Origin of the sequence: Streptomyces sp. NPDC057565 (assembly GCF_042801455.1) — a bacterium.
Taxonomy (GTDB): Bacteria; Actinomycetota; Actinomycetes; order Streptomycetales; family Streptomycetaceae; genus Streptomyces; species Streptomyces yanii.
The window spans coordinates 391,920-408,593 of record NZ_JBHVFU010000001.1 but is presented as its reverse complement, the minus strand read 5'-3'; the positions used below and the strand labels follow the sequence as shown (position 1 = coordinate 408,593).

Here is a 16,674-nt window from a genome sequence, read left to right as displayed (position 1 = left end):
GCAGGGGTCCGGCCGGCGAACCGGCCGGACCCCTGCGGCGTGCCCGCCACCCTTGAGCTCCTCCTAGAAGGGGTGGCCGGACGGTTCGCGGCGGACGGTCGTCCAGCGCAGGTCGGTGAAGGCCTCCAGGTTGGCCTCGCCTCCGAAGCGCGCCCCGGTGCCTGACGCGGCGATGCCGCCGAAGGGTGCGACCGCCTCGTCGTTCACCGTCTGGTCGTTGATGTGGGCGATGCCGGTCGGGATCCGGTCGGCGAGTTCCAGGCCGAGGGCGGTATCGCGGGTGACGATGCCGAGCGACAGCCCGTACGGGCTGTCGGCGGCCAGCGCCGCGGCCTCGTCCAGGGTGTCGAAGGACCGCACGGGGGCGACCGGACCGAAGACCTCCTCCGCGTATGCGGGCGTCCGGCCGTCGACGTGGGTGAGGACGGTGGGCCGGTAGAACAGGTCGCGGTGAGTGCCGCCCGCCGCGAGCTTCGCGCCCCGCGCGGTGCTCGACTCGACCAGCCGGTGGATCTTGCCGAGCTGGCCGCGGTCGATGACCGGGCCGAGATGGACCTGCTCACGGTGCGGGTCGCCGACCGCCAGCGCCTCCGCCTTCGCGGCGAGCCGCTCGACGTACTCGTCGTGCAGCGAGGCGTGGACGAGGTGGCGGCCGGTGGTCATGCAGATCTGGCCCTGGTGGAAGAAGGAGCCCCAGGTCGCCTGGGCCACAGCGCCTTCCAGGTCGGCGTCCTCCAGGACGACGAGGGCGGAGTTGCCGCCGAGCTCGAGGTGGACACGCTTGAGGAGCCGCCCCGCGGCCTCGCCGACGGCGCGGCCCGCCGTGGTGGAGCCGGTGAAGGAGATGACCGGGACGCGAGGTTCGGCGACGAGCGCCTGTCCGGCCTCGGCGCCGCCGGGCAGGACGTGCAGCAGGTTCTCGTCGAGTCCGGCCTCGGCGAAGACCGCGGCGAGTGAGAGTCCGCCGCAGACCGCGGTGCGCGGGTCGGGCTTGAGGAGAACCGCGTTACCGAGGGCGAGTGCGGGCGCGACGGACCGGATGGACAGAATCAACGGCGCGTTGAACGGGGCGATGACGCCGACGACGCCGACCGGGACCCTGCGGGTGTAGGAGAGCCGCTGGTCCTCGCTGGGCAGGACCTGACCGGCCGGCCGGGAGGCGAGCGCTGCGGCTTCGTAGCACTCCTGGGCGGCGACGTGGAGCTCGAAGTCGGCCTTGCCGGGGATCGATCCGGACTCCCGTACGAGCCATTCGCGCAGCTCGTCGGCGTGGGCGGTGAACAGGTCACCGGCCCGGCGCAGGACGGCCGCGCGCACGAAGTGCGGGGTTCGGGCCCAGGCTGACTGGGCGGCGACCGCGGCCTCGGCGGCTGCCGCGATGTCCTCGGGCGCGGCGAGGGTGACGTGTCCGAGGACCTCGCCGGTGGCGGGCTCGACGACGTCCGACTCACCTCCCGCGAGCGTGCGGGACTGCCAGGCTTTGGGGTCGAGCAGGGACATGAAGACTCTCCAGTCGATCGGTTCGAGGGGTGGTCCCATGCGGTGGGGCGCGCGAAGTGTGCGGCCGCGGCCTCGCGGGACTACGCGATCCGGCGCAGCCGTGCGAGCTGCGTTCGGCCATCGAACGTGATCTCGCCCGGTTGAACGTGCAACATCGTAGTCACGCCACACCGAACGAAAAGGGAATTGATCGAACTGCTGCTCCCTTTGGCGCGCATGGAACGGTGCGGACGTCACACACGAGCGGGTTGCCCAACTCCAGCCTCATGCACAGCAGTTGCCACCATCGACGGTCAGCTGTCGGCGGTCCGCTCCGAGATCCTGACCGAGAGCCCGATGTCCAGTTCGGCACCGTCGACAAGCAGCGCCTCCACGGTGTGGGTCGCCGGATCGATGTCCGCCACCATGCCCTCCCCGGCGTACCGGGGGTAGCCCGACGCCCCCGTCTCGCCGGTGGCCTCCACAACGGCAGAGCGGATGGGGGCCCCGACGGACCGCACATCGCCGGCGTCGGCGGACTCGGAGGTTCCGGAGGCCTCGGAGGCGCCCTTGGCCTTCGGGGCCTCAGCGGGGCCTTCGGTGAACTTGGGGACCAGCAGGATCTCGTAGCTCTGCGGTTGGCTCATGGTCATGACGCTAGGCAAGCGACGCGCGACGCGCACGTTGCCGCGCTGAACCCGCCTCAGCTGGACTCCCGGGGGATCGCCCGCGCCCTCAGCAGATCATGGCGCTCCGGCACGCCTCCCGGATGCCGCACCAGCCGGTCGACGAGGTCAGCCAGTGGCTGCGACGCCGCCAGCTCCATCCGCACACTGCTCAGCCGGGGCCTCAGCAGCCTGCCGAGCAGCAGGTCGTCGGCGCCCACCACGGCCGTCTCAGCCGGTATCTCGATGCCCGCGTCCTGGAGGGCCCGCATCAGGAGCATCGCGTAGGCGTCGTTGTATGCGAACACGGCGTCGAGTCCGAGCGTGCGCCACCGGGCGGCGAGCGCGTCGGCCGACTCCTCGTCGTACCGCAGGGGCAACGGTTCGACGAGGGCTCCGACATCGGCCGCCACCCGGCGGGCTCCGGACAGCCTCGGTTCGGCGAACGGGGCGAGGCCCGGTTCCTCGGGCATGACCACGCCGATCCGGCGTCGTCCGCGTTGCAGCAGATGTCCGGTCGCGCAACTGCCGACCTCCCGCTGGTCCATGACCAGGGCGTGGGCGCCGTCCACCGGTTGCGGGCCGAGGGTGATCACCGCCTTGGCGCCGGAGCGTCGCAGTACGGCTATGCCCTGCGGGGTGAGCGCGACCCCGCCGGGTGCGATCACGGCGACGGGGCGGAGTTCGGCCCAGGCCCGGGCGGCTTCGTCGGCGTCCAGACCGAGGCTCCCGTGCTGGACCACGGTGTAGTCGAGGCGGCGCAGCCCGGATTCGAGTTCGTGGAGGAAGCGGTGGTGGAGCGGACCGGCCGGGTGGTCCCCGGTGGGCATCAGCACCGTCCGGGTGTGTCCGGCGCGCAGGCTCCGGGCCGCCGCGTGCGGCACATAGCCGAGTTCGGAGGCAGCCTCCCTGACCCGGCGGCGGGTGGACTCGCTGATCCGGACGGTGGGGTTGTTGTTGAGTACGTACGACACGGTGGCCCGCGAGACTCCGGCGAGCCGCGCCACGTCGGCGCTGGTCGGGACGGGGCCTTCGGTGGGCTGCTTGGGTAACTGGCTCATGGCGTCGGGCAGTCTTCCAGACCGCATCGAGGTGGGTACGCTCCGGGGCATGGATGACTCGTCGATGGTGGGGCTGCTCGGCAGGGTGACCGGGACCGTGGGGCCGGGTCTGGTCGGTGAGGTGATCGTTCAGATCCGTGGGGGCGCCGAGCACTTCCTCGCCCATCCCGCCCCGCCGGGGGTCCGCATCGAGCCGGGGACGGTGGTGACGGTGATCGAGTATCTGCCGCCGCGCACGGTCTATGTGGCTCCTGCTTACGACAGTTGAGGTGCGTGAAGGACCGGCGTCCGGCGTGCGGCAGTCAAGATTGCGGCAAGGTTGCGCACACCTCTTCTCCGCCGTCGCGCGCAGGAGAAGACTCCCTCTGTTCAGCAGTGCCGACGGGGTACTGCGATAAGGGGAGCTGCCAAAATTGCGAGCTCCTCCAAGGGGGCGCATGCCGATGGTCATCGGCGTCGCGGCGGGTCTCGTACTCGCTGCCATCATTGTGTTGATCGGCCTGTTCAAGCTCATGTGGCGGGTGGCCGAGCCGAACGAAGCACTCGTCATCTCCGGTTCCAAGCACAAGACCGAGGGCCTCGGACAGGGCATGGGGTTCCGCATCGTCACCGGGCACGGCACGCTCGTCCTGCCGGGCGTGCAGGCGGTACGGAAGATGTCGCTGGATCTCAACGAAACGGAACTGTCCGTCGATTGCGTCACGCATCAGGGGATTCCTCTGCGGGTGCGCGGTGTTGTCATCTTCAAGGTGGGCGACGACTTCGTGTCGATCGCCAATGCGGCCCGTCGATTCCTCGATCAGCAGAAGATGATGTCGGAGCGGGTGCACAACGTGTTCGCCGGTCATCTCCGTTCCATCGTCGGCGGGTTGACCGTCGAGGACATGATCAGGGACCGGGAGAAGCTCACCGGTCAGACCCGGGCGGCGTGCGGCACCGAGATGGAGAAACTCGGGCTGATCGTCGACTCGCTGCAGATCCATGAGATCGAGGACCCGACCGGATACATCAAGAATCTCGCCATGCCGCATGCCGCGGCGGTGCAGCGGGACGCCCGGATCGCGCAGGCCGAGGCCAACCGGCGGGCCACCGAGGCGGAGCAGCAGGCCGCCGCCCGGATGTCTGAGGCGACCCGCGACAGCGAGATCCTGCAGGCCGGGTATCAGGCCGAGCGGGACAAGGCCGCGGCCAAGTCGCGACAGGCGGGACCCCTCGCCGACGCGGCGGCCAGGCAGGAGGTCGTGGTCCAGGAGACCCGGGTCGCCGAACTGGAGGCCCAGCGGCGCGAGCAGCAGCTGCAGGCGGACGTACGGAAGCCCGCGGATGCCCAGGCCTACGAGAAGCGGACGCTGGCGGAGGGTGAGCGCGACGCCCGGATCTCGGCTGCCGAGGCGCATGCGAAGGAGACGGAGCTCGCCGCGATCGCCGAGGCCAACCGGGTCAAGACGGCGGCGATGGCGGAGGCCGAGGCCACGAAGGCGCGCGGCGCCGCGGCCGCGTCGGCGACCCGGGCGACCGGTGAGGCGGAGGCAGCGGCGGCGCAGGCCAAGGGGCTGGCGCTGGCCGAGTCGACCCGCGCCAAGGGGCTGGCCGAGGCCGAAGCGATCAAAGCACGTGCTGCTGCCCTCGCGGAGAATCAGGAGGCCGTCGTCGCCCAGCAGTTGGCGGAGAAGTGGCCGGAGATCGTCGAGGCGGGCGCTGGAGCCTTTAGCAGTGTGGACCACATGGTGCTGCTGAACGGCGCCGACGGGATGTCGGATATGTTCGCGAAGGCGCTGACGATGGGTGGCACAGGGCTGGGTCTGGCCCGGCAGCTGCTTTCGACGATGAGCGAGAAGGGCGGGACGGCAGGGGCCTCGGCGCCGGTCAACGGTGTCACGCCCACCGTGCCGCCGTCGCCGCGCAAGGAACGCATTCCGGTGACGGGTGATCAGGAGGGGAACCTGTCCTCCTGATCGCTCCCGGTAGGTGTGGCCGGTCCTCGTCCGTCATCCACGGGCGAGGACAGGCCACGGCTCCGGTCCTCGGCATGTGGCGCCCACAGCTCCGTGTCGACCACCCCGTGCCGACGCAGTACCGGCCGACGGGTGCCGACCGCGGTCAGGGACTGCTGTCCGTTCGGCGGACCCGGTCCCACGAAATGGGCCGGTCAGCACCTACGGTGTTCCGATGACCTTCCCTCACCGTTCAGACAGCACGTACCTCTCGGGCTCCACCCGCGCCGCCGACGGCTCGGCCGACTTCCCCGGGCGCTCCGGCCCCGCCGCGACCGTCGAGGCGGACCCGCACGACGTGGGCCCGGTCCGCACCTCGTACGCCCCCGACCGCGACGGTGATCCCGACCCCGGCGAGATCGTCTGGACCTGGGTGCCCTTCGAGGAGAACGACGGGCGCGGCAAGGACCGCCCGGTGCTGGTGGTGGCCCGGGAGGCGGCAGGCACGCTGCTCGCGGTGCACCTCTCCAGCAAGCAGCACGACCGGGACCGCGAGTGGGTGGCTCTCGGCGCCGGGCCGTGGGACAGCTCGGGCCGGCCGTCCTGGGTCGATCTGGACCGGGTGCTGCGGGTGCATGAGGACGGCATGCGGCGCGAGGCGTGCGCTCTGGACCGGGACCGGTTCGATCTGGTCGCCGACCGGCTGCGGGAGCGTTACGGCTGGCACTGACCGGCGGGGTCGGGGGCCGTCATGCTGCTGACGTTGACCCCTCTGGCCCAACGTCACCGTGTCGGTCGACGTCCACCGCTCCGGCTCAACGGCAAGGTCAGGGAGTATCCGGTCCCGACGGCCGCACCGCCTGTTCGAACGCGCGAGCGAATGCGGTACGAGTGGCCGATTCAGGACCGCGGTCGAGGATGCCGAAGACGATCTGCTCGAAATGCCCGGCGAACCTGCCCCCGTCGGTGAGCAGCTCCCGGAAGGCACGGGCCACCTGCGCCGGATCGTTACGGAACACGCCGCAGCCCCAGGCGCCGAGCACCAGCCTGCGGTATCCGCGCACCGCAGCGACCTCCAGCACCCGTTCGGCGCGGGACGCGAGCGCGGCGGGGATGCGCGGGGCCTCCTCGGGGGTCCGGCTGCGGATCACTCCGGCGTTGGGTGCGGGCGAGGTGAGGAAGCCCACGGTGTACGGGATGTCCAGCAGGCGCCCCCGGTCGTCCCGGAACACCGGTACGCCGGGTGAGTGGATGACCCGGTCGGTGTAGAAGGCGCTGCGTTCGGCGCGGTGGTGGGCGTAGTGGTCGGGGGCGCGCAGCAGGGTGGCGTAGAGCGCCGAGCTGCGGCAGAGCGCCTCCTCCTGGGCCTGCGCGCCGTTGAGGTAGCCGCCGCCGGGGTTACGGGCGGAGGCGAAGTTGAGCACGGCGACCTTGCCGGGCCCTTCGCCCGTCATCCGGCGCGCCGCTTGCAGGCTGCTCTCGCCGGTGACCTCGACAACCGTGGCGCGGTCGGAGTCCAGAACGGCGACGGGCACCGGCTCGGGCCCGTACAGCCGGGTCCCGGAGAGCGCAGCGGCCAGAGCACGCTCGATACTGACCTCACGCCCCGCGGGGGTGCGGTATCGCCCCTCTTCCACGATGGTCTCGGTCTCTCTTGCGATGGCGCGAAGCCGTGCGCTCATCAATACTCCCCCGTGTGGTGCATACGGGGCATGGTCAGTGTTTCCGAGGCCCGGATGCAACCGAATTTCTTTCGCGCAGGGGCCCCCTTGTGCGATCTCCTGGCACGGGTTTGGGTGGTACGGACGCACCGAAGAAGGAGGCCCCGGAATGTCACCGGACGCACCTGTCGGCCACGGTCCGGCCGAGTACAACCAGCCCCTCGGCGAGGGGGAGGCGGAGGATTTACTGCGATGTATCTGCTTCAAGACGGGCCCGCCCCGCACGGTCGGTGTCGAGCTCGAATGGCTCATACACGACCGTGACCACCCCCGGACGCCGGTCCCCCACGACCGTCTCCACGCGGCTGTCGCCGCTGTACGCGCACTGCCGCTGAGTGCGGCGCTCACCTTCGAACCGGGCGGCCAGCTGGAGCTCAGCTCGCGCCCCGCCGACTCCCTGATGGCCTGCGTCGATGCCATGACCACCGATCTGGCCGCCGTACGTGCCGCCCTCGACGCGGAGGACCTCGCACCCGTCGGTTTCGGCGTCGATCCCTGGCATCCGCCGCACCGTCTGCTGCACGAACCCCGCTACGACGCCATGGAGGTCTCGCTCGACCGGTCGGGTACGGCCGGCCGCGCCATGATGTGCACCACCGCATCCGTCCAGGTCTGTCTGGACGCCGGCGAGGAGGAGCCGGGGCCACTGGGCTACGGGCGGCGCTGGCAGCTGTCGCATCTGCTGGGTGCGGTGCTGGTGGCGACGTTCGCCAACTCGCCGTACCAACAGGGTCGGCCGACGGGGCTGCGGTCCACCCGTCAGTCGATCTGGGCGGATCTCGATCCGGTACGAAGTCTGGCGCCGCCGGGTCATCTGGCCCCGCGGGACGCCTGGGCCACGCATGTGCTCGACACCCCCGTGATGTGCATACGGGGCGGCGAGGGGCCATGGGCCGTCCCGGAGGATCTGACCTTTCGCGACTGGATCCGTGCGGGCGCGCCACGGCCGCCGGTGCGCGCTGATCTCGACTACCACATCAGCACGCTCTTTCCGCCGGTGCGCCCACGCGGACATCTCGAACTGCGCATGATCGACGCGCAGCCGGGTGACGACGGATGGCTCGTACCGCTCGCCGTCACCACCGCCCTGTTCGACGACCCGGAGGCCGCCGAGACCGTGTACCGCACCGTCAAACCGCTGGCCGAGACGGCGGGCCCGCAGTCGGCACCGCGCAACCCGCTCTGGACCGGCGCCGCCCGTGACGGCCTGGCCGACCCCGAACTGCGGGCGGTGGCCGATGTCTGCTTCCAGCTGGCCCGCGAAGCGCTGCCCCGGATGGGTGCGAACGATGCCGTGCAGGAGGCGGTGGCGAATTTCCACGACCGTTATGTCGCCCGGGGGCGATGTCCGGCCGATGATCTGTCCGGACTGCTGACGAGGGAAGCGGTGCAGGCGATGCACGCGGCCACGCTCCGTCCGGAACCGGGAAAGAAGGCAGGCTCATGACGCACTCCCCCACCCCCTCGGCCACCGGCCTGGACACCGAGGCGCTCCGTCGGCGCGCCCTTGCGGCGCTCCTCACCGCCCGGGAACGAACCACGCTCCTCACCGACAGCGTGGACGACCATGAACTGACCGCTCAGCATTCACCGTTGATGTCGCCCTTGGTGTGGGACCTCGCACACATCGGCAACCAGGAGGAGCTGTGGCTGTTGCGGGGCGTCGCCGGGCGGGAAGCGATGCGGCCCGAGATCGACGGGTTGTACGACGCCTTCGAACATCCGCGGGCGAGCCGTCCGTCCCTGCCGCTGCTGCCGCCGGCCGAGGCCCGCTCCTACGCGGCGGAGGTACGGGGCCGGGCCCTGGACATCCTCGACAGCACGACCCTGACCGGCGGCCGCCCGCTCGTGGACGCGGGTTTCGCCTTCGGGATGATCGCCCAGCATGAACAGCAGCACGACGAGACGATGCTGATCACTCATCAGCTGAGGTCGGGTCCGGCCGTACTCACCGCACCGGAACCGCCGCGACCCACCGAAGCGGCCTCCCTGCCCGCCGAGGTCCTGGTGACCGGCGGCCCGTTCACCATGGGAACGTCCACCGAACCCTGGGCCCTCGACAATGAGCGGCCCGCCCATGTGCGCGACGTCCCCGCGTTCCTCATCGACACGACACCGGTCACCTGCGGAGCGTACGAGCGCTTCATCGAGGACGGCGGCTACACCGAACGGCGCTGGTGGGCGCCGGAGGGATGGGCCATGGTCCGCGAGCACGAGCTGACCGCCCCGCTGTTCTGGCACCGGGACGCAGGGCAGTGGCTGCGCCGCCGGTTCGGGGTGACCGAGCCGGTGCCCGCCGACGAGCCGGTGCTCCATGTGAGCTGGTACGAGGCGGACGCGTACGCCCGCTGGGCGGGGCGCAGACTGCCCACCGAAGTCGAGTGGGAGAAGGCGGCGCGCCACGACCCGGGCTCGGGCCGCTCGCGCCGCTACCCGTGGGGCGACGAGGACCCGACCGCGGACCGGGCCAATCTGGGCCAGCGCCATCTGCGTCCGGCGCAGGCAGGCGCCTACGCTGCGGGCGAATCACCGCTCGGCGTACGCCAGTTGATCGGCGATGTGTGGGAGTGGACGTCGAGCGACTTCCTCCCCTATCCGGGCTTCGCGGCGTTCCCGTACCGGGAGTACTCGGAGGTGTTCTTCGGGCCCGACCACAAGGTCCTGCGCGGTGGTTCGTTCGCCGTGGACGCGGTGGCCTGCCGGGGCACGTTCCGCAACTGGGACCTGCCGGTGCGGCGCCAGATCTTCGCCGGATTCCGTACCGTGAGGGATCTCTGATGTGCCGTCATATTGCTTATGTCGGGCCGCCGGTTGCGCTCGGCACTGTGCTGGCGCAGCCGTCCCACGCGTTGGTCCGGCAGTCCTGGCAGCCCCGGCAGCAGAAGTACGGGACGGTCAACGCGGATGGTTTCGGGGTGGGCTGGTACGCGGACGGCGACCCGGTGCCCGGTCGCTACCGGCGCCAGGGGCCCATCTGGGCCGACCTGTCCTTCGCCGATCTGGCCAGAGTGGTGCGGAGCACGGCGCTGCTGGCCGCCGTACGCGACGCCACCGAGCCGGGGGCGGACGGCGAGGCGGCAGCCGCACCGTTCACCTCGGGCCGACTGCTGTTCAGCCACAACGGCGCGGTGAAGGGCTGGCCCGGGTCGCTGGCACCCCTCGCCGCCACGCTGCCCCCGGCCGAACTCCTCACCCTCACCGCCCGCTGCGACTCCGCCCTGGTCTGGGCACTCGTACAGCACAGGATCGCCCAGGGGGACGACATACCGCAGGCCGTCGCCGACACCGTGGGCGAGATCGCGGAGGCGGCGCCCGGTTCGCGACTGAACCTGCTGCTCACCGACGGCACCACCATCGTGGCGACGGCCTGGGGAGACACCCTCTGGTACCTCACCGAGCCGGGCCGCAGCGCGGTCGTGGCCTCGGAGCCCTACGACGACGATCCGCACTGGCGCACGGTCCCCGACCGCACTCTGCTCGTCGCGACCTGCACCGACGTTCTGCTCACCCCGCTCAAGGAGCCCACCGAGTGAGTCCCATTCAGCTGACCCGCACCCTGCCGGCGGACGCGACGGACGCGGCGCTGCGCGCCGATGTGCTGCACGGCCTGACCAGGCACCCGAAAACCCTGCCGCCCAAGTGGTTCTACGACGCACGCGGCAGTGAGCTGTTCGAGGAGATCACCCGGCTGCCCGAGTACTACCCGACTCGCGCCGAGCGGGAGATCCTGGTCGCCCGCGCGTCCGGGATCGCCGCGGCATCCCGGGCACAGACCCTGGTCGAACTGGGTTCCGGCTCGTCGGAGAAGACACGGCACCTGCTGGACGCGCTGCCCGCGCTGCACAGCTATGTGCCGGTCGACGTGAGCGAGAGCGCGCTGCGCGGCGCGGCCGAAACCCTGCTCGCGGAGCGGCCGGACCTTTCGATCCATGCGCTGATCGCCGACTTCACCGAGGGACTCACCCTGCCGGACACACCGGGGCCGCGGCTCGTCGTGTTCCTGGGCGGCACGATCGGCAATCTGCTGCCGGACGAGCGGGCGGTGTTCCTGAAGTCGGTACGGTCGCTGCTCTCGCCCGGCGACGCGCTGCTGCTCGGCACGGATCTGGTGAAGGACGAGGAGACGCTCGTCGCGGCGTACGACGACGCGGCCGGGGTGACAGCGGCGTTCAACAAGAACGTGCTGACGGTCGTCGACCGGGAGTTGGGAGCCGACTTCGACCCGGCGGACTTCGACCATGTGGCGCTGTGGGACCCGAAGCGGGAGTGGATCGAGATGCGTCTGCGGGCCCGCAGAGCTCTCACGGTGAAGATCCCGGAATTGGATCTGGTGGTGCCGTTCACGGCAGGTGAGGAACTGCGTACGGAAATCTCGGCGAAGTTCCGCAAGGAGGGGATCCGGGCCGAACTCGCTTCGGCCGGACTCACGTTGACTCAGTGGTGGACGGACTCCGCGGACCGGTTCGCGGTGTCGCTGGCCACGGCGGTCTGAGCGGTACGGGCGAGAGCACGGCGGCCGGGCCGGGCGCCCGCGGGGATCGGCGGCAGGACGCGGATCTCGGCGGTCAGCCCGGCCGCCGTGACCACCCGCCACAGCGAGGCGGCGAGCGGATCGTCACCGACGAACGCGGCGGCGCCGGCCGCGGTCCCGTCCGTCCGCGCGGTGCGGTAGGTGATGCGTACCGGGCGGACCTCGGCGCCCGCGTCGATCGCCGCCTGAAAGACAGCGGGCCGGAACCGGCCACCGGATCCACGCCCGCACCAGGTGCTGCCTTCGGGGAAGACCACCACCCGTGAGCCGCCGCGCAGTGCCCCCGCGATGGTGCGCACGGTCGTGGGCAGTGCCCGCAGCCGGTCGCGCTCGACGAACAGCGTGCCGCCGAGCACGGCGAGCGGGCCGAGCACCGGCCAGCCCCGGATCTCGCTCTTGGCGAGCATCCGGCCCGGGAACACGGCGGCGACGAGCGGGATGTCCAGCCATGAGATGTGGTTGGCGACGACCAGCGCGCCGGGGGCACCGGCGCGATCCGCCCCGGCCGTCGGCGCAGGGTCGCCGGTCACCTGAATCCGCACGCCGAACGCCCGCACGACCGCGTACGCCCACCACCGGATCAGCCGGTCGCGCTGCCCCGCGCCGAGGAGCAGCACGGGAGCGGCGCACAGCGCGCCGACGAGCACGAGGGTGCACCCGGCAAGCAGCAGGGCCGTGGCCGGAAGGGCGCCGCGCACCGGACCGTCGTGACCGGCGCATGTGTGTGGCGTGCAGGGCGCGGTGGGCAGCCAGGCGCTCATGTCAGCGGGGCGAGAGACAGGAAGTGGCGCAGGTAGCGCGGGTCGGTGCGGCGCAGCGACAGCAGGACGTAGAGGTCGGCGACGTTGAAGTCGGGGTCGTGCGCGGGCGCCCCGCAGACCCAGGCGCCGAGCCGGAGGTAGCCACGGAGCAGCGGCGGGAGGGCAGCGAGTCCGGTGCGCGCGGAGGTCCTGGCGGCTCGGCCGGCGCGGGTGGCGGCGTGGGGCTGCCAGAGGCGGTGCGGGGTGACCCAGTATTCCTCGGGGGCCAGGTACTTCGCCCGTACGGTGTCCCAGGTGTCGGCGGCCAGGACGCCGCCGTCGGCCAGGGGTATCGAGCAGCAGCCGGCCAGCCAGTTGTGCCCGCTGCGCTCCATGTAACGGGCGAGCCCCGCCCAGATCAGGGCGATGACGGCGCCGTCCCGGTGGGCCGGGTGGACGCAGGAGCGGCCCACCTCGATGAGGTCGTCGCGGATCGGTCCGAGCCGGCCGAGATCGAACTCGCTCTCCGCGTAGAGACGTCCGGCAACACGGGCCCGGTCGGGCGGCAGGAGGCGGTAGGTGGCGATGACGTCGCCGGTCGCCACCTCCCGTACCAGCAGGTGATCGCAGTACGCATCGAAGGCGTCGCTGTCCAGACCGGGTTCCGGCCCGTCCAGCCGGGCACCGAGTTCACCGGCGAATACCTGGTGGCGCAGCCGCTGGGCGGCCCGCACCTCGTCCTGGGTGACGGCGAGGGAGACGCGGTAGAGCGGCGGCGCGGGAGCTTCGGACCGTGCCGGGGCGGGCTGCTCCGGCACCAAGGAGGTGGAGGTGAGAGGGCCGGCGACGAGCGGTGGGGTGGGCAGCGCGTTCATGGCGGTCTCCGGGGACGGATCGGCAAGGGCGGCTGCCGGGCTGCCGCACTGCTGCGACATCCCGGCCCCTTACTTCTTCCGTGACCGGCTGGATTCGACATGACCGCTGCGGAGAGCCTGGATGTGCGACGGCTGAATCCCGAGGTGTTCGGGCAGTGGATCGGGCGGGCCCGGTGGCCCGTCCGGCGACCCGGCCCGGTCAGCTGCCCGCGAGCTCGGCGGTGATCCGTTCCGAAGCGGACTTCGCCTCGGCCAGCGGGTCACCGCCCAGCAGAACGGCCGACATGTAGGGCTTGATCGGGTTCTCGGCCTCGACCGCCGCCCACTGCGGCGAGTTGGGGGTCGCGCGACCGCGTCGGGCGCCCTCGGCCATGGCGGCGGTGCCCTCCTGGCCCTCGATGACATGTGCGAGGCTCGTCTTGTTCGGCACATAGCTCATGGTCCTGGCGAGGTCCGCCTGCCATTTCGCGCCCGCCAACGCCTTGATCACCTCGATACCGGCCGTAACGTTGTCCGCCTTCTCGGGAACGATCAGATCGGAACCGCCGGTGAAAACGGAACCCGGGTTCTTCGCGGTCTTGCCGGGTATCGGGAAGTAGCCGAGTTTTCCCTTGAGTTCGGGATTCTTCTGCTCGATGAGCTTGGCGCTGCCCGGCACGGAAATGATCTGCGCGACATCACCCTTGGCGAACACATCGGTCTGTGGAGGGTGCTCTTCGTCGGCGTTCTTCGGGCCGCTGCCGAACGACTGGATTTCCTTGTAGAAGTTCATGCCCTTGATCGCGGCGGGCGTGTCGAGGGTCCCCTCCCAGTCGCCGCCCTTGTCGGACGCCAGATCGCCGCCCTCGTCCCAGATGAACCCGGCGAGCACGTACCAGTTCTGGCCCGCGAGATAGATGCCCTGATTGCCGTTGCGGTTGAGCAGACGGCTGTCCTCGATCCACTCGTCCCGGGTCTTCGGCGGGCTCGTGATGCCCGCCTGCTCGAAGAGATCCTTGTTGTAGATCACCACACGGTTGGCCGCGTACCAGGGAATGCCGTACTGGGCGCCGTCGATGCTGCCCGGATCGGCGAGGCCGGGCAGCCATTCCTCGCTGCCGAGATCGCGCATCGATTCGAGGGTCAGATCGCGCAGTTCGCCGCTCTCCGCGTACTGGGCGACCTGGGTGTTGCCGACCTCGATGACATCCGGGGTGTCGTCCCCCTGCAGGGCCGCGGAGACCTTGGGGCCGATTCCACTCCAGCTCTGAATCTTGAACTCCAGTTCGATGGAAGGATGCTCCTCTTCATACGACTTCTTGAAACGGTCCAGGAAATCGGCGGAAACACTGTCCTTCATCAGCCAGATCGTCACCGTCTTGCCGCCGGGGCCACCCAAGCCCGGGAGGTAGCCACAGCCGCCCAGTGCAACGGTGGAAACGAGCGCGACGGCTCCGATGAGTACACGGTTCTTCACTGGGCCACCTTCTGCGAAACGGCACGACGAAATCAGGACCCGGTGTGGGGGACTGCGGGCAGCGCTCGCACGGGCGTGGCTGGATTTTGGTATGGACCAATCATTTGGTCAAGGGTCGTTCGCGCCACCTCCCTCCATTCGACCCCTCGCGTACCCGCGCCAAGTGGGGCACCGTGGTATGGACGAAAGGGGATAGAGGATGTCCAACAACACGTATCGGGTCACCGAAATCGTAGGAACCTCCCACGAGGGCGTGGACGACGCCATCCGCCGGGGCATCGCAAGGGCGGCGGAAACGTTGCACAATCTCGACTGGTTCGAGATCACCCAGGTGCGCGGGCAGATCGTGGACGGCCGGATCGAGCACTACCAGGTCGGCCTGAAAGTCGGCTTCCGGCTCGACGAGACCACCTGACCCGGTACGCCGCGGTCAGGTACGCCCCTCACGCCCCTGAGCGTCCTTCAACGCGGGCGAGGCCACTGCCCAGCGAGCCCGCACCACGGTGAAACCGGCCAGCTCGGCCGCGTCGCAGACCAGCTCGTCGTCATCGACCAGCATCCGCACGAGACGCTCCCGGCCCAGCCGCTTCAGGATCTCCAGCTTGGTGTGGCGGGCCGGGCGACGGTCGTCGTTGCGACGCATGTACACCCGCCCCTCGGGCAGGCCCTGCTCGGCAAGCCACGCCATGGTGTCCCGACGGCAGCGCTCCGGCCGTCCGGTGAGGTACCTGACCTCGCACTCCTCGGCGCTGCTCAGCACCAGCCGCACGCCCTCGTCGAGCGGCGGATCGTCCACCGCCGCGGCAAAGAAGCTCCCCCAGTCGCGCCGAGCCCCCTCAAGGAAGTGCTGCCGGTGCCCGCTGTCCGCGAGCGTGCCGTCCAGGTCGAATACGGCCAGCGGCCGGGCTTCATATGTCACGCGCCCAGCCTAAGAGGAGCTCACAAAATGAGGGGCGGTGACGCCTGCCGGCCGTGATGGACACCGAGTCCGCCACCGTCGTGCGCACCACCTCCGCCGCGACGCCGGCATGCCGACGCTCGCGGCACCGGGAGCGGCCCGGATCGCCTTGCTGGGCACGGGAGTTCAGGACGTCGCACAGATGGACCTGCCGGCCCACAGGACCCCGCGACCCCCGCGGTGGTCGGCGGCCGGGACCCCGGCCGGGCCAAGGCATTCGCCGCCCGGCACCCGCACGCCACCGCCGACAGACTCGAGGGCGCGGTGCGCGGATCGGACATCGTGCTCTGCTGCACCGGCGCGCCCGAGCCCGTGCTGCGCCGCACCTGGCTGACCGAAGGCGCGGCCGGCGGATCACGGCGGAGCCGGGGGAACGGGGCTCCCGCCGCCGGAGACCGGACCACCCCGGACGCGCGCGAGCGCAGCCGGTTGCAGGCGCCTCTCACCGGCGAAACGGACCGGGCCGCCCAGAAGGCGCTCTCAGCCGGTGACCGATTCGTCCGTCCCGGGGGTGTCTTTCCGTTCGTCGCCACCGACGGCGGAGTCGATCAACAGCAAGGCGACGGAACGAGCCGACGCCCCGGGGCGGTCGCTGTTGAGTGCCGTCCCACGGGCAACAGCACCGTCGAAGATCAGGGCCAACTGCTCGCCGAGGGCCTCGGGGTCCCGCGCCCCGGCCCGGCGTGCGAGAGTCGCGAGACGACGGGAGAATTCCCTCTTGTACGCGGCCGCCAGCCGGTGGACGGGGTGCGCCGGATCGGGCACCTCGACGGACGCGTTGAGGAACGGGCAGCCCCGGACCGGACCGGCGGTGTCCTGCGGCCGGTGGTCGAAAACGGCCAGCAGTTGCCGGCGGGGGTCGGGACCGGCCTCGATCGACGGCAGCAGACCGTCCTCGAGCTCCTGCAGATAGGCGTGGACGAGAGCGTCCTTGCTGTCGAAATGCGCATAGAGGGTGCGTTTTGACACACCTGCGACCGACGTCAGCTGCTCCATCCCGGTCGCATTGATCCCCTGGGCCGTGAACAGCTCGGTTGCCGCGGCGAGGATGCGCTCCCGGGCGCCCCGGCCGCGCCGTCCGCCCGAGGAAGAGGTTTCAGTCATGCCTCAAGGATACCGATCGTTTTACTTTGCGCCACGCCTGCCCTAAGCTCACCGAAATAAGTAAACCGATCGGTTTCCTTTTGGTGTGAGCGATGCGGCCCGGCGACAGGCCTGCTCGCCGTGGAAGACCTTCGGGGCCGACTCGGCGCC

17 protein-coding genes are annotated in these 16,674 nt (G+C 70.7%); 8 read left to right on the top strand and 9 right to left on the bottom strand.

Going from position 1 to position 16,674, the window contains the following annotated elements; translation table 11 throughout:
• Positions 1-63: 63 nt before the first annotated feature.
• The 3 genes from ACFU8W_RS01745 to ACFU8W_RS01735 all read right to left on the bottom strand — a co-directional run bounded on the left by ACFU8W_RS01745 (position 64) and on the right by ACFU8W_RS01735 (position 3,205).
• On the bottom strand, positions 64-1,500 hold the full coding sequence (locus ACFU8W_RS01745; protein WP_384031266.1) for an aldehyde dehydrogenase family protein: 1,437 nt from the start codon (positions 1,498-1,500) through the stop codon (positions 64-66).
• A gap of 293 nt (positions 1,501-1,793) precedes the next feature.
• Entirely contained in the window at positions 1,794-2,126 is a 333-nt protein-coding gene (locus ACFU8W_RS01740; protein ID WP_384031264.1) for a hypothetical protein, read from the bottom strand.
• A gap of 56 nt (positions 2,127-2,182) precedes the next feature.
• Positions 2,183-3,205: a LacI family DNA-binding transcriptional regulator gene (locus tag ACFU8W_RS01735; protein WP_384031262.1), complete on the bottom strand. Its 1,023-nt coding sequence runs from the start codon at positions 3,203-3,205 to the stop codon at positions 2,183-2,185.
• A gap of 49 nt (positions 3,206-3,254) precedes the next feature.
• Between ACFU8W_RS01735 and ACFU8W_RS01730 the strand changes: the two genes are divergently transcribed.
• From ACFU8W_RS01730 to ACFU8W_RS01720, 3 genes are all read left to right on the top strand, one after another.
• Complete coding sequence (locus tag ACFU8W_RS01730) at positions 3,255-3,473, top strand: hypothetical protein (RefSeq protein ID WP_266978230.1); 219 nt, start codon at positions 3,255-3,257, stop codon at positions 3,471-3,473.
• A gap of 169 nt (positions 3,474-3,642) precedes the next feature.
• Positions 3,643-5,160 carry a flotillin family protein gene (locus ACFU8W_RS01725; RefSeq protein WP_384031260.1) on the top strand — a complete coding sequence of 506 codons (1,518 nt, stop codon included), beginning with the start codon at positions 3,643-3,645 and terminating at the stop codon, positions 5,158-5,160.
• A gap of 214 nt (positions 5,161-5,374) precedes the next feature.
• Positions 5,375-5,869 carry a type II toxin-antitoxin system PemK/MazF family toxin gene (locus tag ACFU8W_RS01720; RefSeq protein WP_384031258.1) on the top strand — a complete coding sequence of 165 codons (495 nt, stop codon included), beginning with the start codon at positions 5,375-5,377 and terminating at the stop codon, positions 5,867-5,869.
• A 97-nt stretch (positions 5,870-5,966) separates the two neighbouring features.
• Here ACFU8W_RS01720 and ACFU8W_RS01715 read toward each other — a convergent pair whose 3' ends face one another.
• Complete coding sequence (locus ACFU8W_RS01715) at positions 5,967-6,821, bottom strand: TIGR02452 family protein (RefSeq protein ID WP_384031256.1); 855 nt, start codon at positions 6,819-6,821, stop codon at positions 5,967-5,969.
• Positions 6,822-6,969: 148 nt separating this feature from the next.
• On the opposite strand from ACFU8W_RS01715, the gene egtA reads away from it, so the two are divergent.
• The 4 genes from egtA to egtD are packed head-to-tail and all read left to right on the top strand — an operon-like array spanning position 6,970 to position 11,352.
• On the top strand, positions 6,970-8,307 hold the full coding sequence (gene egtA / locus ACFU8W_RS01710) for an ergothioneine biosynthesis glutamate--cysteine ligase EgtA (protein WP_384031254.1): 1,338 nt from the start codon (positions 6,970-6,972) through the stop codon (positions 8,305-8,307).
• Positions 8,304-9,638, top strand: a complete 1,335-nt coding sequence (gene egtB / locus ACFU8W_RS01705) for an ergothioneine biosynthesis protein EgtB (RefSeq protein WP_384031252.1) — start codon at positions 8,304-8,306, stop codon at positions 9,636-9,638. Before egtA ends, egtB begins: the two co-directional genes overlap by 4 nt.
• A complete protein-coding gene (egtC, locus tag ACFU8W_RS01700; RefSeq protein ID WP_345519201.1) occupies positions 9,638-10,393 on the top strand; it encodes an ergothioneine biosynthesis protein EgtC in 756 nt (251 codons plus the stop codon). The genes egtB and egtC overlap by 1 nt, the downstream gene beginning before the upstream one ends.
• Entirely contained in the window at positions 10,390-11,352 is a 963-nt protein-coding gene (gene egtD, locus ACFU8W_RS01695; protein ID WP_384031249.1) for an L-histidine N(alpha)-methyltransferase, read from the top strand. Before egtC ends, egtD begins: the two co-directional genes overlap by 4 nt.
• On the opposite strand, the gene ACFU8W_RS01690 is transcribed toward egtD, so the two are convergent.
• The 3 genes from ACFU8W_RS01690 to ACFU8W_RS01680 all read right to left on the bottom strand — a co-directional run bounded on the left by ACFU8W_RS01690 (position 11,295) and on the right by ACFU8W_RS01680 (position 14,462).
• Positions 11,295-12,152: a lysophospholipid acyltransferase family protein gene (locus ACFU8W_RS01690; RefSeq protein WP_384031247.1), complete on the bottom strand. Its 858-nt coding sequence runs from the start codon at positions 12,150-12,152 to the stop codon at positions 11,295-11,297. The genes egtD and ACFU8W_RS01690 overlap by 58 nt on opposite strands.
• Positions 12,149-13,006, bottom strand: a complete 858-nt coding sequence (locus tag ACFU8W_RS01685; RefSeq protein WP_384032034.1) for a GNAT family N-acetyltransferase — start codon at positions 13,004-13,006, stop codon at positions 12,149-12,151. The genes ACFU8W_RS01690 and ACFU8W_RS01685 overlap by 4 nt, the downstream gene beginning before the upstream one ends.
• Positions 13,007-13,205: 199 nt before the next feature.
• A complete protein-coding gene (locus ACFU8W_RS01680; protein WP_384031245.1) occupies positions 13,206-14,462 on the bottom strand; it encodes an extracellular solute-binding protein in 1,257 nt (418 codons plus the stop codon).
• Positions 14,463-14,661: 199 nt separating this feature from the next.
• Between ACFU8W_RS01680 and ACFU8W_RS01675 the strand changes: the two genes are divergently transcribed.
• Positions 14,662-14,877, top strand: a complete 216-nt coding sequence (locus tag ACFU8W_RS01675) for a dodecin (RefSeq protein WP_266978241.1) — start codon at positions 14,662-14,664, stop codon at positions 14,875-14,877.
• Positions 14,878-14,892: 15 nt separating this feature from the next.
• Here the strand turns inward: ACFU8W_RS01675 and ACFU8W_RS01670 are convergent, their stop codons facing one another.
• Positions 14,893-15,381, bottom strand: a complete 489-nt coding sequence (locus ACFU8W_RS01670; RefSeq protein WP_384031243.1) for a hypothetical protein — start codon at positions 15,379-15,381, stop codon at positions 14,893-14,895.
• A gap of 519 nt (positions 15,382-15,900) precedes the next feature.
• A complete protein-coding gene (locus tag ACFU8W_RS01665) occupies positions 15,901-16,524 on the bottom strand; it encodes a TetR/AcrR family transcriptional regulator (protein ID WP_384031241.1) in 624 nt (207 codons plus the stop codon).
• Positions 16,525-16,674 lie beyond the last annotated feature (150 nt).